Source organism: Streptomyces sp. NPDC054794 (assembly GCF_053611585.1).
Genome location: NZ_JBSHAQ010000002.1, coordinates 154,698 through 168,243, shown reverse-complemented (window position 1 = coordinate 168,243; position 13,546 = coordinate 154,698). Strand labels below are relative to the sequence as shown.

General features: G+C 69.9%; 12 protein-coding genes. 9 read left to right on the top strand and 3 right to left on the bottom strand.

The window, feature by feature from the left end; translation table 11 throughout:
• The first annotated feature begins 2 nt into the window (after positions 1 to 2).
• From ACWGKT_RS02845 to ACWGKT_RS02810, 8 genes are all read left to right on the top strand, one after another.
• On the top strand, positions 3 to 725 hold the full coding sequence (locus tag ACWGKT_RS02845) for an HAD family hydrolase (protein WP_453272315.1): 723 nt from the start codon (positions 3 to 5) through the stop codon (positions 723 to 725).
• Complete coding sequence (locus tag ACWGKT_RS02840) at positions 725 to 1,771, top strand: ABC transporter ATP-binding protein (RefSeq protein ID WP_453272197.1); 1,047 nt, start codon at positions 725 to 727, stop codon at positions 1,769 to 1,771. The genes ACWGKT_RS02845 and ACWGKT_RS02840 overlap by 1 nt, the downstream gene beginning before the upstream one ends.
• On the top strand, positions 1,764 to 2,606 hold the full coding sequence (locus ACWGKT_RS02835; RefSeq protein ID WP_453272196.1) for a 2-aminoethylphosphonate ABC transporter permease subunit: 843 nt from the start codon (positions 1,764 to 1,766) through the stop codon (positions 2,604 to 2,606). The genes ACWGKT_RS02840 and ACWGKT_RS02835 overlap by 8 nt, the downstream gene beginning before the upstream one ends.
• Entirely contained in the window at positions 2,593 to 3,390 is a 798-nt protein-coding gene (locus tag ACWGKT_RS02830) for an ABC transporter permease (protein WP_453272195.1), read from the top strand. The genes ACWGKT_RS02835 and ACWGKT_RS02830 overlap by 14 nt, the downstream gene beginning before the upstream one ends.
• Positions 3,391 to 3,444: 54 nt before the next feature.
• A complete protein-coding gene (locus tag ACWGKT_RS02825; RefSeq protein WP_453272194.1) occupies positions 3,445 to 4,500 on the top strand; it encodes a 2-aminoethylphosphonate ABC transporter substrate-binding protein in 1,056 nt (351 codons plus the stop codon).
• A gap of 658 nt (positions 4,501 to 5,158) precedes the next feature.
• Positions 5,159 to 5,938: an HAD-IIA family hydrolase gene (locus ACWGKT_RS02820; RefSeq protein ID WP_453272193.1), complete on the top strand. Its 780-nt coding sequence runs from the start codon at positions 5,159 to 5,161 to the stop codon at positions 5,936 to 5,938.
• 94 nt (positions 5,939 to 6,032) lie between these two features.
• Positions 6,033 to 6,569 carry a hypothetical protein gene (locus ACWGKT_RS02815; RefSeq protein ID WP_356153098.1) on the top strand — a complete coding sequence of 179 codons (537 nt, stop codon included), beginning with the start codon at positions 6,033 to 6,035 and terminating at the stop codon, positions 6,567 to 6,569.
• Positions 6,570 to 6,581: 12 nt separating this feature from the next.
• Positions 6,582 to 7,250: a class F sortase gene (locus tag ACWGKT_RS02810; protein ID WP_453272192.1), complete on the top strand. Its 669-nt coding sequence runs from the start codon at positions 6,582 to 6,584 to the stop codon at positions 7,248 to 7,250.
• Between the two features lie 271 nt (positions 7,251 to 7,521).
• On the opposite strand, the gene ACWGKT_RS02805 is transcribed toward ACWGKT_RS02810, so the two are convergent.
• The gene (locus ACWGKT_RS02805) at positions 7,522 to 8,274 is read right to left on the bottom strand and encodes a GAF and ANTAR domain-containing protein (protein WP_453272191.1); all 753 of its coding nucleotides are present in this window, start codon (positions 8,272 to 8,274) and stop codon (positions 7,522 to 7,524) included.
• Positions 8,275 to 8,436: 162 nt separating this feature from the next.
• Between ACWGKT_RS02805 and ACWGKT_RS02800 the strand changes: the two genes are divergently transcribed.
• Positions 8,437 to 9,435: a glycoside hydrolase family 6 protein gene (locus ACWGKT_RS02800; RefSeq protein WP_453272190.1), complete on the top strand. Its 999-nt coding sequence runs from the start codon at positions 8,437 to 8,439 to the stop codon at positions 9,433 to 9,435.
• Between the two features lie 60 nt (positions 9,436 to 9,495).
• On the opposite strand, the gene ACWGKT_RS02795 is transcribed toward ACWGKT_RS02800, so the two are convergent.
• Entirely contained in the window at positions 9,496 to 11,433 is a 1,938-nt protein-coding gene (locus ACWGKT_RS02795; RefSeq protein WP_453272189.1) for a galactose oxidase-like domain-containing protein, read from the bottom strand.
• Positions 11,430 to 13,388, bottom strand: coding sequence for a glycosyltransferase family 2 protein (locus ACWGKT_RS02790; protein WP_453272188.1), 1,959 nt, complete (start codon positions 13,386 to 13,388; stop codon positions 11,430 to 11,432). Before ACWGKT_RS02790 ends, ACWGKT_RS02795 begins: the two co-directional genes overlap by 4 nt.
• Positions 13,389 to 13,546: the final 158 nt, after the last annotated feature.

Genomic DNA, 13,546 nt, shown 5'->3' with positions numbered 1-13,546 from the left:
ACATGCGCGACACCCGCGACCCCCACGACATCCACGACCCCCGCGACATCCGGCTCGTCGTCCTCGACATGGCCGGCACCACCGTCGCCGACGGCGGCCTGGTCGAGCGAGCCTTCGAGGCGGCCGCCGCCGAACTCGGCGTCCGGGCCGGATCGGCCGACCACGCCGAGAAGCTGGACTACGTCCGCGCCACCATGGGCGAGTCCAAGATCTCCGTCTTCCGGCACCTGTTCGGGGACGACGACCTCGCCCGACGCGCCAACTCCGCCTTCGAGAAGGCGTACGGCGGCCTCGTCGCGGGCGGCCTCGTCGCCCCCATCCCGGGTGCCCGCGAGGCCATCGAGGAACTCGCCGCCGGCGGCCGTACCGTCGTCCTGACCACCGGATTCGCCCGCGTCACCCAGAACGCGATCCTCGACGCGCTCGGCTGGCGGGACCTCGTGCCGCTGACCCTGTGCCCGGCCGACGCCGGCGGGCGTGGCCGCCCCTTCCCCGACATGGTGCTGGAGGCGTTCCTCCAGACCCGGGCGGCGGACGACGTACGGCAGATCGCCGTCGTCGGCGACACGTCGTACGACGTGCTGACCGGCGTACGCGCCGGGGCGGGCCTCGTCGCCGGTGTGCGCACCGGAGCCCACGGGGACACGGAGTTCCGTGCCGCCGGCGCCACCCACGTGCTCGACTCGGTCGCCGACCTGCCCGCCCTCCTCAACGGAGGCGGCTGATGGGCATCCGCTTCGACTCCGTCACGGTCGCCTACGACGGCAACGTCGTCCTCGACTCCCTCGACCTCACCGTCGAGCCAGGCGAGGTGATGGCCCTGCTCGGACCGTCCGGTTCCGGCAAGACCACCGCGCTGCGGGCGGTCGCCGGGTTCGTCCGGCCCTCCTCGGGCCGGGTGTTCCTCGGTGACCGGGACGTGACGGACCTGCCGCCCCATCGGCGCGGCATCGGAATGGTCGTCCAGCAGTACGCGCTCTTCCCGCACATGCGGGTCGAGGACAACGTGGCCTTCGGGCTCAAGGCCCGCAGGACCGCCAAGTCCGAGATCCGCCGGCGGGTCGCCGAGGCGCTGGAGATGACCGGTATGGGGGCCTACGCACGCCGGTTCCCGCGGGAGCTGTCCGGCGGCCAGCAGCAGCGCGTGGCGATCGCCCGCGCGCTGGCCATCCGGCCGGACGTGCTGCTGCTGGACGAGCCGCTGTCCGCGCTGGACGCGCAGCTGCGGTCGGGGATGCTGGCCGAACTTGCGCGGCTGCACCGGGAGTTGCCCGACGTGTCCATCCTGTACGTCACCCATGACCAGGTCGAGGCGTTGACGCTGGCCGACCGGATCGCGGTGATGGACGCGGCGCGGCTTCAGCAGTGCGGGACTCCTCGCGAGCTGTATCGGGCGCCGAAGAGTGAGTTCACGGCTTCCTTTGTGGGCGGGGCGAATCTGTTGCCGGTGACCGTCGGGGCCGGAGGCGTCTCCTTCGCGGGGACCGAGCTGAAGGTCGACACGACGGAGGTGGTCGCGGGGGCGCGGGCCACGCTGTGTGTACGGCCGCATCTTGTGGGGCTGGGGGATGGTCCCAATCAACTCGCAGGCACGGTAAGGGAGATCCAGTGGCGGGGAGCCACCCATCGGCTGTACGTAGAGGTCGACGGGCACAGCGTCATGGCAGATCTGCGTGAACTCAAGCACCCCCCTGCTCACGGGGACACGGTGAGGTTGCACTTCGCGCCCGACGATGCGGTGTTGCTGCCCGCTGGAGTGAGCCATGGCTGAGGCCGTACAGAACGCGCGGGCCGTCCGGGGCTGGTCGCGCAGTTCCCCGCGCCCCTTTGGGGCGCTGCTGTGGGCCCTTCCTCCAATAGCCGCCCTCGCCCTCTTCTTCCTCTACCCCCTCGCTCTGGTCGTCCAGCAGTCCTTCCAGCCCGGCACCGGCGGTACCGCCTTCCAGCCGTACGCCGACGTCTTCGCCTCCGAAGCGTTCCGGCACGCGCTGTGGACCACCGTCTGGCTGGCCCTGGCCTCCACCGCCGGATGTCTGGTGCTCGGGTTCCTGCTGGCCCTGGTCATCGCGTTCGTGCCGTTTCCCGGGGCGAAGGCGGTGGCGCGGTTCATCGACGTGTACCTGTCCTTCCCCTCCTTCCTCATCACGCTGGCGCTGCTGTTCATCTACGGCACCACCGGCATCATCGGTTCCTTCCAGTTCCTCACCACGCCCTGGGGAGTGCTGCTGGCGGAGGTCACCTACTTCACGCCGTTCGTGATGCGGCCGCTGCTCGCCGCGTTCTCGCAGCTGGACACCGCGCAGTTGGAGGCGGCGAGTTCGCTCGGCGCCCGCGCGCCCCGCATCATCCGGCAGGTGATCCTGCCGGAGGCGCTGCCCGCGCTCGCGGCCGGCGGAAGTCTCGTCCTGGTGCTGTGCCTCAACGAGTTCGGGATCGTGCTCTTCACCGGCGCGAAAGGGGTCACGACCCTGCCGATGCTCGTCTACAGCAAGGCGATCCTGGAGTCCGACTACCCGGGCGCCTGCGTGGTCGCCGTCGTCAACGTCCTGATCTCCGTGGGGCTGTACGGCCTCTACCGGGTGGTGAGCCGTCGTGCTGGTGCATGACCGCAAGGCCAAGTGGGCCGTCTGGGCGGTGTTCCTCCTCCTGTTCCTGCCCCTGTTCGCCCTTCCCCTCCTCGTCGTCCTCGGCGCCTCCTTCGCCACCCACTGGTCCGGCGTCCTGCCCTCGGGCCTGACGACGGCCAACTACCGTGCCGCCACCCGCGGCGAGGCCCTCCAGGCCCTGACCACCAGCCTGGTCACCGCCGTCACCGCGAGCCTGTTCGCGCTGGCCGTCGGAACCTGGGCCGCGCTCGCCGCGGCGGCCCTGAAGAAGCGCCACCGCCGGATCCTCGACGCCCTGTTCGTGCTGCCGGTCGCCGTCCCCTCGGTGGTGGTCGGACTGTCGGTGCTGGTGGCCTTCTCCCAGCCGCCGATCCTGCTCAACGGCACCCGCTGGATCGTGATCCTCGCCCACACGGTCCTGGTGACCGCCTTCGCCCACCAGTCGGTGTCGGCGGCGCTCGTCCGCCTCGACCCGGCCTACGAGCAGGCCGCCGCCTCCCTCGGCGCCCGGCCCGCGTACGTCCTGTGGCGGGTGCGGCTGCCGCTCCTGCTGCCCTCGCTCACCGCCGCCGCCGGCCTCTGCTTCGCCCTGTCCATGGGCGAGCTGAGCGCCACGATGATGCTCTATCCGCCCGACTGGACCCCGCTTCCGGTCCTGATCTACGCGGCCACCGACCGCGGCGCCCTGTTCATCGGCTCCGCCGTCGCCGTGGTCCTGATGGCGGCGACCCTGATCGCCCTGTTCGCTGTCTCCCGCGTCCGCACCAAGGCCTCATACCGCTGACCCCGTAAGCGCCCCGCCTCGAAACCCCTTTCGCCGCAAGGAGTTCATCCCGCCATGCCCAGAAACACCCTCAAGCTCGCCATCGCCGTCTCCCTCCTGGCCACCCCGCTGCTGTCCGCCTGCGGCGGTTCCTCGGCGGCCTCCGACGACAAGGTCGTCACCGTCTACAGCGCCGACGGCCTCAAGGGCGAGAACGGCGACGGCTGGTACGACCAGGTCTTCAAGGACTTCCAGAAGGACACCGGGATCAAGGTCAAGTACGTCGAGGGCGGCTCCGGCGAGATGGTGCAGCGCGCCCTCCGCGAGAAGAACAACCCGCAGGCAGACGTGCTGGTCACCCTCCCGCCGTTCATCCAGCAGGCCGACAGCAAGGGCCTGCTCCAGAAGTACGAGCCGAAGGACGCCGAGCTGGTCAGCGGCGCCGACAAGGCCGTCGACGGCACCTGGACCTCGGTCGTCAACAACTACTTCGGGTTCGTCTACAACAAGAAGGAGCTGAAGCAGGCGCCGAAGACCTGGGAGGAGCTGCTGGACGGCAAGTACAAGAACAAGCTCCAGTACTCCACCCCGGGTGTCGCCGGTGACGGCACGGCCGTCCTGATCAAGGCGATGAACGACTTCGGCGGCAAGGACGCGGCCCTCGCCTACCTGAAGAAGCTTCAGGCCAACAACGTCGGCCCGTCCGCCTCCACCGGCAAGCTCGCCCCCAAGGTCGACAAGGGCGAACTGCTCGTCGCCAACGGCGATGTGCAGATGAACTACGCCCAGTCCAAGGACATGCCGGGCCTCGGCATCTGGTTCCCGGCGAAGGAGGGCGGCAAGCCCACCACGTTCGCGCTGCCCTACGCGGGTGGCCTGGTCACCGGTGCCCCGCACAGCGAGAACGGCAAGAAGCTCCTCGACTACATGCTCAGCCAGAAGGCCCAGAAGCAGGTCAGCGAGATCGGCGGCGGCTTCAGCGCCCGTACGGACGTCAAGGCCGTCGACGCCAACGCCATCGCGCTGACCAAGCTGATGGACGGCGTGGACATCTTCGCGCCGGACTGGAACGACATCGACAAGAACCTCACGACGTACGTCGAGGACTGGAAGTCCGCCACCGGCAGCTGAGCCCTCCGGGGGTTCAGCCGCCCAACCTTCCGCCCCGCCGTACGTACGTGCCGCGCCGTCGTGACCGGTCGCGCCCGCGCGGCGGTAGCCCCACATCAAGGACAGCCCCGCGCCCCTGGGACGCTGTCCGGCCGTCGACAGCGCACCAACCGCCCCTGGAACCACCGGGGGCGGTGTCACGCCCGCATGCACGTCCGCCCCGAAGGTCCCGTCCCGCCGTACGTACGTGCCGCGCCGTCGTGACCGGTCGCGCCCGCGCGGCGGTAGCCCCACATCAAGGACAGCCCCGCGCCCCTGGGGCGCTGTCCGGCCGTCGACAGCGCACCAACCGCCCCTGGAACCACCGGGGGCGGTGTCACGCCCGCATGCACGTCCGCCCCTCTCCCTCGGAGGACTCCGTGCCCAGCCTGTCCCGCCGTACGTTCCTCGTCTCCGCCGCCCCCGTCTCCGTGCGCACCTACACCGCCCGAACGTCACCCTCCGGATCCCCGCCGGAGCCACCACGGCCCGCGTCCGTTTCCGCTACACCGGCGGCAACAACTGGTACTGGGTGATCGACGGGGTTCGTATCGCGCAGTCGTGATTAGGCTGGGGCGTCGGCACGGCGTGGTTCCGGCGCCCCAGCTCATGACCGTACGTACGCCAGGAGACGCAGCACATGGCAGACCGCAAGCCCATCGAGTCGTGGCTCACCGACATGGACGGTGTCCTGATCCATGAGGGGGTACCGATCCCCGGTGCCGACGCCTTCCTGAAGAAGCTGCGTGAGTCCGGCCGGCCGTTCCTGGTGCTCACCAACAACTCCATCTACACCCCGCGCGACCTCCAGGCCCGCCTGCGCCGCATGGGCCTGGACGTGCCGGAGGAGAACATCTGGACCTCCGCGCTCGCCACCGCAGAGTTCCTGGACGACCAGCGGCCCGGCGGCTCCGCGTACGTCATCGGCGAGGCGGGCCTGACCACCGCCCTGCACGACGTCGGCTACATCCTCACCGACCACGAGCCGGACTTCGTGGTCCTCGGCGAGACCCGCACCTACTCCTTCGAGGCCCTGACCAAGGCCGTGCGTCTGATCAACGACGGCGCCCGGTTCATCGCCACCAACCCCGACAACGTCGGCCCCTCCACCGAGGGCGACCTGCCCGCCACCGGCTCGGTCGCCGCCCTCATCACCGCCGCGACCGGCAAGAAGCCGTACTTCGTCGGCAAGCCCAACCCGCTGATGATGCGGGCCGGGCTCAACGCGATCGGCGCCCACTCGGAGACCTCCGCGATGATCGGCGACCGGATGGACACCGACGTCCTCGCGGGCCTGGAGGCCGGGATGCGGACCTTCCTGGTGCTGACCGGGGTCACCCAGCCCGACGACATCGACCGCTACCCGTTCCGGCCCTCCCACGTCGTGGACTCGATCGCGGACCTCGTCGACCGCGTCTGAAACCGTTTCTGACCCGGATGGAGCAGTAGGGGCCCCGTCGAGGATGCGGGGCCCCGGCTCGCGGGGGAGCCTCCTGTTGTCTGGAGGTTTCACGATGGGCTCAGTTCGCCTCACTCTCTGTACAGGACTCCTGGCCGCCGTCGCGTTCACCCCCGCGGCCCACGCGGCGGACGGTGCCGATGTCTCGGTGACCCCGTCGTCCCCCGCCCCCGGCGGTACCGTCGCGCTGCGGGTCGGCGGCTGCGACGCGCGGACGGCCACCGCGGTCTCCGACGCCTTCGCGGGCGACCTCACCCTCTCCGGCTCGGGCGGCACGCTCACCGGCGAGAGCCGGGTCCGCACCTCGGCCGCGGCGGGCCCGCACGACGTGACGATCACCTGTGGTGCCACGCGGCTGACCGGCACGATCACGGTGTCCACGGCCGGGCAGTCGGCCACCTCGCCCGACTCTCCCGCCTCGCCCGTCGCCCCGGTCCCGGCGGGCGGCGGCGGCACCGCGCACTTCGCCTCCGCGGACGCCCAGGTGCCCCTGCCCGGGACCGCCCACGCGGTCATCGGTCTCGTCCTCGCGGGTCTCGCCGCGGTCACGGTCGGGCTGCGCAGCGCCCGCCGGAGCCGCGGCGCGGACTGAGGCGCGCCCGCGATGTCCGACCCCGATCGTCCCGCCGGCACCGGCCGGCTGATGACCGTGGTGGCCTGGGTGGCGCTGCTGTTCGGGCTGTGGCTGTGGGGCCGCGAGGTGACAGACGTGCCGATGGGCATATCCGGCGGCCCCACCACCGGCGATGTGGCGGCGGTGGGGCGGCCCGCCGAGGCGGACCTGCCACCCGCGGTGAAGCCGCTGACGGACGCGCTGCCGCAGCGCATCGACATACCCGAACTGGGCGTGCAGGCGCCCGTCGTCGGCCGCGGCCTCGACGCGCGGGGCGCGGTCGATCCGCCGCCCTTCGACCAGGCGGGCACGGTGGGCTGGTACGCGGGCGGCGTGAAGCCCGGCGCGGTGGGCACCGCCGTGATGGTGGGGCACGTGGACACCGAGACCCGGCCCGCCGTCTTCTACAAGATCAGTACGATGCGGCCCGGCGAGACGGTCCGGGTGATCCGTGACGACGGCAAGGTCGCCGAGTTCACCGTGGACGACGTGCGGGTCCTGCCTCGCGCCGGCTTCGACGCCCAACAGGCCTACGGTTCCCGCCAGTCGGGCCGCGCCGAACTCCGCCTGATCACCTGCGGCGGCACCTTCGACCGAACCAGCCACAGCTACACCGCCAATGTGGTCGTCTCGGCGTATCTCACGGGTACGGGCCTGTAGCCGGGCCCTTGGGGGCACCACCTGGCCCGGCCGACGACCGGCTCCCCCCGCGGCCGCCGACCGGGCCGGTCCTCGACCGCGCACGCTCGGGCTGCGGGAGTAACCCGGCGACCGACGCGGGAGGCTCGGAAACCTCGGTGGGTGCACATCCGGCCGGGGGCTGGGGCCGTGGCAACGACTGTAGAACGGATGGGCGCCCGCGGCCTAGGGGAAGACGACGTGAAGTCCCCTCCCGGTGGCTCTGCGTCATCCCCGCAGGTGACCCGTGACGCTACGCGGATTCGCCGGACGGCCCGCGCAACTCCCGGGTCTCCGGCGTGCCCGCCAGGACGTCCCGCGCGACCCGGTCCAGCGGCAGCCGGCGCCGTCGCGCGAACCGGCGCAGGGCGACGAAGGCCTCGTCGGCGGGCACCTGCCAGCGCTCGGCGAGCATGCCCTTGGCCTGTTCGACGCGCACCCTGCTGGTCAGTGCCTCCTGCAACTGCCCGGCCAGGGTGCGGTACTGCGCGTACGCCCGCTGGTTGTGCAGGCCGAGTGCGGCGGCGTCGGCCAGCGCCCGGGCCAGCCGCAGCCCGGCGTCGTCCGGGCCGGCGCCGGCGGGCACGAACACGTTGAGCGCACCGAGCAGTGTCTCGCGGCGGCGCAGCGGCACCGCGAACGTCGTCGCGATGTCATGGGCCAGCGCCCGCTCGGTGAACCGCGGCCAGCGGGCGTCCTCGTGGGCCGCCCGGATCGACACCGGCGGCACCGGTCTGCCGGAGCCGTAGCTGTCCGGGCAGGGCCCGCCGTCGTGCTGGGCCGCCAGCAGGTCGAGGGCGACGTCCTGCCGTCGGCTGCTGCCGGCCAGCGACACCGCCCGGCCGCCGTCGATCAGCATCACCCCGGCCGCCCGTGCGGGTAACAGCTCCACGCAGTGGTCGCACAGGCGTTGTAAGTAGTGCGCGGTGTCGAAGCCGTCGGTGAGGGTGTCGGCCGCCTCCACCAGTGCCGCCGCCAGCCGGACCTCCCGGGTGCTGTGCTGCATGCCCCCGCCCCTTCCCCTGAGCCGGACCCCCTGTCCAGGCGCGCACCTACCCCGGCGTGCCGGGCTGTAACAGCTCTCCGACAAGGCACGGGCGCTCTCGTGACCGGCGCGGCGGGTATGTCACGATTGACCCTTGGAACGGTGCACCCAAGGGGGAGTTGGATGTACGGCAGCAGGGGGGCCGCAGTGGTGCTGGGGGCGGTACTGCTGATCGCGGGATGTTCCTCCGGTGACGGAGGGGACGACGCCGGCCAGGGCGCGAAGATCGCCCAACAGCCCAAGGGGGCCGACCCGTTCTGGGTGAACCCGGACGGGAACGCGGCCCAGCAGGTCGCCACCTACGCCAAGGACGGCAAGAAGGACGACTCCGAGCAGATCAGAAAGATCGCCGAGCAGCCGACCGGGGAGTGGATCGGCCCGGAGAACCCCGAGCAGGAGGCCCAGGGCTTCACCGAGGCCGCCGAGAAGGCCGACCGCACGGCGCTGCTCGTCCTCTACAACATCCCGCACCGCGACTGCGGCCAGTACTCGCAGGGCGGCGCGGCCGACGGCAACGCCTACCGTGCCTGGATCGACGGCGTGGCCCAGGGCATCGGCGACCGAGCGGCCACGGTCGTCCTCGAACCCGACGCCCTGCTGCACCTGGTGGACGGCTGCACCCCGGCCGAGTTCCACGAGGAGCGCTACGACCTCCTCAAGGGCGCCGTCGCCAAGCTGAAGTCCCTGAAGAACACGAAGGTGTACCTGGACGCCGGCAACGCCGGCTGGGGCCACCCCGACCAGATCTTCCAGCCCCTGCAGCGGGCCGGCATCGACCAGGCGGACGGCTTCGCCGTCAACGTGTCCAACTTCTACTCCACCCAGGACTCACTGGCCTACGGCAAGCAGCTCTCGGCGAAGGTCGGCAACAAGCACTTCGTCATCGACTCCAGCCGCAACGGCAACGGCCCCTACACGGAGGGCAACCCGAACGAGCGCTGGTGCAACCCGCCGGGCCGGGCACTGGGCGAGGATCCGACGACGAAGACGGCGGACCCGCTGGTGGACGCGTATCTGTGGGTCAAGCGGCCGGGGGAGTCCGACGGCCAGTGCAAGGGAGGTCCGAGGGCGGGAGTCTGGTGGCCGTCGTACGCACTCAAGCTCGCGAAAGCCAGCAAGTAGCGGTCAGTTGACCCAAGGGGGCGTCCTCCCGGCCGGAGGGCGCCCCCAAGTGCACCGCGACTAGGGAACCTTGACCCACTGCGCCTTCGACGGCGTCCCCTGGTCGTCGTCCACGAACAGCATGTACCACCCGGACTGCACCAGGTTCCGCCCCTTGGGCACGGTCACCGTGATCTTGTCCCCGGACGTCTTGAAGTCCAGCGCGATCGACCGCTGATCGACGTCCGTCACATGCGTGGACGCGCTCGGCCGGATCAGCCGCACCTTCTTGATCGTCGAGGCGTGCCGCGAGGTGAACGTCCCCGAAGCGCCGCGGGCGATCGTCTGCGGACCCCCCGACAGCGACGGCCGTGAGTCCCGGTACAGATACGGCGGCGTGTAGATCTCGATCCGCTGCTCGAACTTGCCCGGCTTGGTGTTGGCCTTGTCCGCGTACAGCGAGTCGGAGCCGAAGAACATGATCCGCCCGTCGGGCAGCAGGATCGATCCGGAGTGGTAGTTCCGGCCCACCAGCGGATCGGCCACCCGCGTGAAGCTGTTGCTGTCCGGGTGGTAGAGCCGCGCCTGCAGGATGTTGGAGTCGCCGCGCCCGCGGTAGTCCTCCGAGCCGCCCGACACCAGCACGGTGTCGTCCGGCAGGATCGAGGACTGCGGATAGCGGGTGCCCTTCTCCAGCGTCGGCCCGTCCTTGAACGTCGGGTTCGACGCCTTCAGGTCGATCAGCCGGGTCTTGTTGCTGGACAGTTTGGACTCGCCGACCCCGCCACCGCCGATCACCATGTACTTCTCGTCCTGCGCCGGGGGCAGCAGCACCGTGCCGGACGTCTCCATCTCGTTGGAGTCGCTCAGCCCCGGCAGCTTGGTGAACTTGTTGGTGGCCACGTCCCAGACGCCGGGGACGCGGCCCACGTTGTCGGGACCGTAGCCCGCGTTGGACCCGGAGTAGAAGATCTTCCCGTTCTGCATCAGGAACAGCGCCGGGTAGGTCGGGAACTGCCGGATCTTCCGCGTGTACGTCCACTTCTTGGTCTTCGGGTCGAAGATCTCGTTCTTGCCCGGGACCAGCTGGCCGATGTCGTCGAGGCCGGAGACGCTGAGGATCTTGCCGTCGCTCAGGGTGGTGAGCGTCGGGTACCAGCGGGCCTCGTTCATCGGGTCGACCTTGATGTACTTCTCGGCGACCGGGTCGAACTCGTAGGCGTCCCGGATGCCTTGGAAGTCCTTCTTGTCGAGGGCGAGCTTCTGCGCGATGCCGTACGTGTTGCGCGCGTCGGCTCCGGTCAGGCCCTGCACCCGGTAGTTGTCCTGGGTGCCGGTCTCGTACTTGGAGCCGCTCTGCTTCGCCTCGACGTAGACACGGCCGAGACCCGGGTCGTTGCGCAGGAACGCGCCGGTCTTCGGGTCGAAGACCTTCTTCGCGCGCGGCACCAGGACCGGGTCCTTCGACACGAAGGTCTTGCCGTTCTCCTTGCCGGTGAACTTGGTGCCCGCGGGCAGCGTGATCGGCTTGTCCGGGTTCTCGTTGTGCACGACCATCAGGCCGCCGGCCTTGGTGACGTCACCCTTGAGCTTCTCGTACCGCCGGGTCCCGCCCGCGATCAGCAGGTTGCCGTTGGCCAGTTGGGTGTGGCCGGTGCAGAACAGGTCGGCGGGCGTCGGCACCTTCTTGATGGTGCCCTTGACCGGGTCCCAGATACGGGTGTCGAACTTCTTCGCGTCGAAGTTGTCCTGGTTGTTGCCCGAACCCGCGATCAGCAGCACCTTGCCGGTGTGCAGGAGCGCCGCGTGGATGGTGTCCTGGCGGTACTCCTCGGGGAACTGGACGATGTCGAAGTGGCCGTTCGAGGCTTTGTACTCGGGCTTGTTGATCTGGTACTCGTGGTATTTCTCGGTCCCGAAGCGATAAAGCCACGGCCCGTTCATCCCGGCCAGCGCGAGTACCACCGCCGTGCCTATCGCGAGTCGACGGGCGCGGCGGCGACCGGCACTGTCGTTCATTCCTTACGTCCCCCAAGTCCACCGAGCGCGATCTGCATGGTCTGGTCGTTGCCTCCGTTCGAGGCGGCCCAGGTGGGCCGCTGCTGCGGAGCGTGTCCCGCGTACGGCGCCGGTGCCGGTGGCGGCACCGCGTCCTGCGGTTCGGCCACCGCCGGAGCCGGGGCGGGCCTCTTCTTCTCCTGCCGCAGCGCGTACCGCCACGCGAAGATCGGCGTGGCGGTGATCAGCATGGCGAAGACGCCCCAGGTGATCATCGCGGGGTGGGAGTGCCCGAACACGAAGCCGGCGACGAGCGAGCCGCCGAAGACCACGATGAAGAACCAGTGGATCCGGAAGGTTCCGAACAGCGTGTCGGGGCTGGCCGAGTCGCCCTTGGGTGTCACCACGAACTTGCTCTTGCGGCGCAGCACCGCGTCCATCAGGGAGCGGGCGTAGATCGGCGCGGACAGCGCCGACATCACCATGCCCGCGACGCCGCCGGAGCCCTCCGGCTCGTGCGGCGAGACGTTGTGGCGGCGGTTCCAGATGTACAGGCCGATCTGGAGGGCGGAGGCGTTGCCGTAGAGCATCAGCCACACGGTCGGGTCGATGTTCACACCCGAGGCGCCCAGGCCCAGGAACAGCGCGCAACTCAGCGCCGCCAGGATCCAGTTGAGGGCGGACATCGGATAGAAGATGATCATCATCGTGTAGTTGAAGAGCTTGCCGGGCGGCAGCGAGAAGAAGCCCTTCCAGTACTGCTTGAGAATCGTCTCGTACGTTCCGCGCGACCAGCGCATCTGCTGGGTGAAGAAGTCCGTCCAGGCGTTCGGGCCCTCACCGACGGCGAGCACGTCCGGCGTGTACACGGACCGCCACTTCCTGCCCGTCGCCGGGTTCTTGGCCCGGTGCATCTCGAAGCCGGTGGCCATGTCCTCGGTGATCGAGTCGTACAGTCCGCCGATCTGCTTGATCGCCCTGATGCGCACGGCGTTGGAGGTGCCCACGAACATAGGGGCGCCGTAGCGGTTGCCGGCCCGCTGGATCAGCGCGTGGAAGAGGAACTGCTGCGACTCGGCGGCCTTGGTGACGAAGGTGTCGTAGTTGCCGTACACCTGCGGGCCGATGACGAAGCCGACGTCCGGGTCGCGGAAGTAACCGAGCATCCGCTCCAGGTAGTTGGGCAGCGGCACGTGGTCGGTGTCGACCGAGGCGAAGAAGTCGTACTCGTCGCCGTGCGCCTCCAGCCAGGCGTTGTAGTTGCCGTGCTTGGTCTTGGCGCGGTGCGGGCCCTTGGGCTGGTTCCACTTGGCGATGCCCTTGCGGGTGAAGTGGTGCACGCCCAGGCGGGCGCACACCTCCTTGACCGCCGGGTCGTCGCCCTCGTCGAGCAACCAGACGTGCAGCAGGCCCCGGTGACGCAGCTTCACGGCCGCCTCCAGGGTCTTCGTCACCATCTCCAGCGGCTCCTTGCCGGGCACGAAGGAGGTGAGGAAGGCGACGCGGGTGCCGGTCTCGGGCACGACCGGGACCGGGTCGCGGGCGACGAGGGTGGCGTGCGCGTTCGACAGCACGTTCATGCAGCGGAAGAACTCGATCAGACCGATCGAGACCAGCATCACGATGTCGAGGGCCGGCAGGAAGTCGTAGGCCGGGTAGTCGCGTTCGGTCCAGTGCTCGGGCTGCAGCAGCCAGGCCAGCAGGACCAGGGAAAGCAGCGGGGCCGCGCCCAGCATGAGCGCGGCTCGTATCCGGTGCGGCTCCTGCGAGAGCAGCGAGCGGTACTGCACCTTGTACGGCTGGTGCGGGTCGGGCTGGGTGAGGGGGCCGGCCAATCTGCTGTAGTGCTCGTAGTCGTATCTCGGCAGCGTCTTCTTGATCCGGCGGAACGTGCCCGTCCGGTGCGAAGGTACCCGTAGCTGGGTCGTCTGTGACGGGTCGAATTCCCGCCGGGCGCCCTTCGGCGTCGACGTCATGAGTCATCCCCCCACACGCAGGTCACCGCGTGTCTGTCGGTTCCATCGCCTGCTCAGGTCCCCCTCGACCGGCGCAGGGCGTCAATGGTGGGCCACAGGTCCTCCACACCCTATAGACATGGGACCGCGACCTTCCGGTTGCATGATGCCCCCCTCGG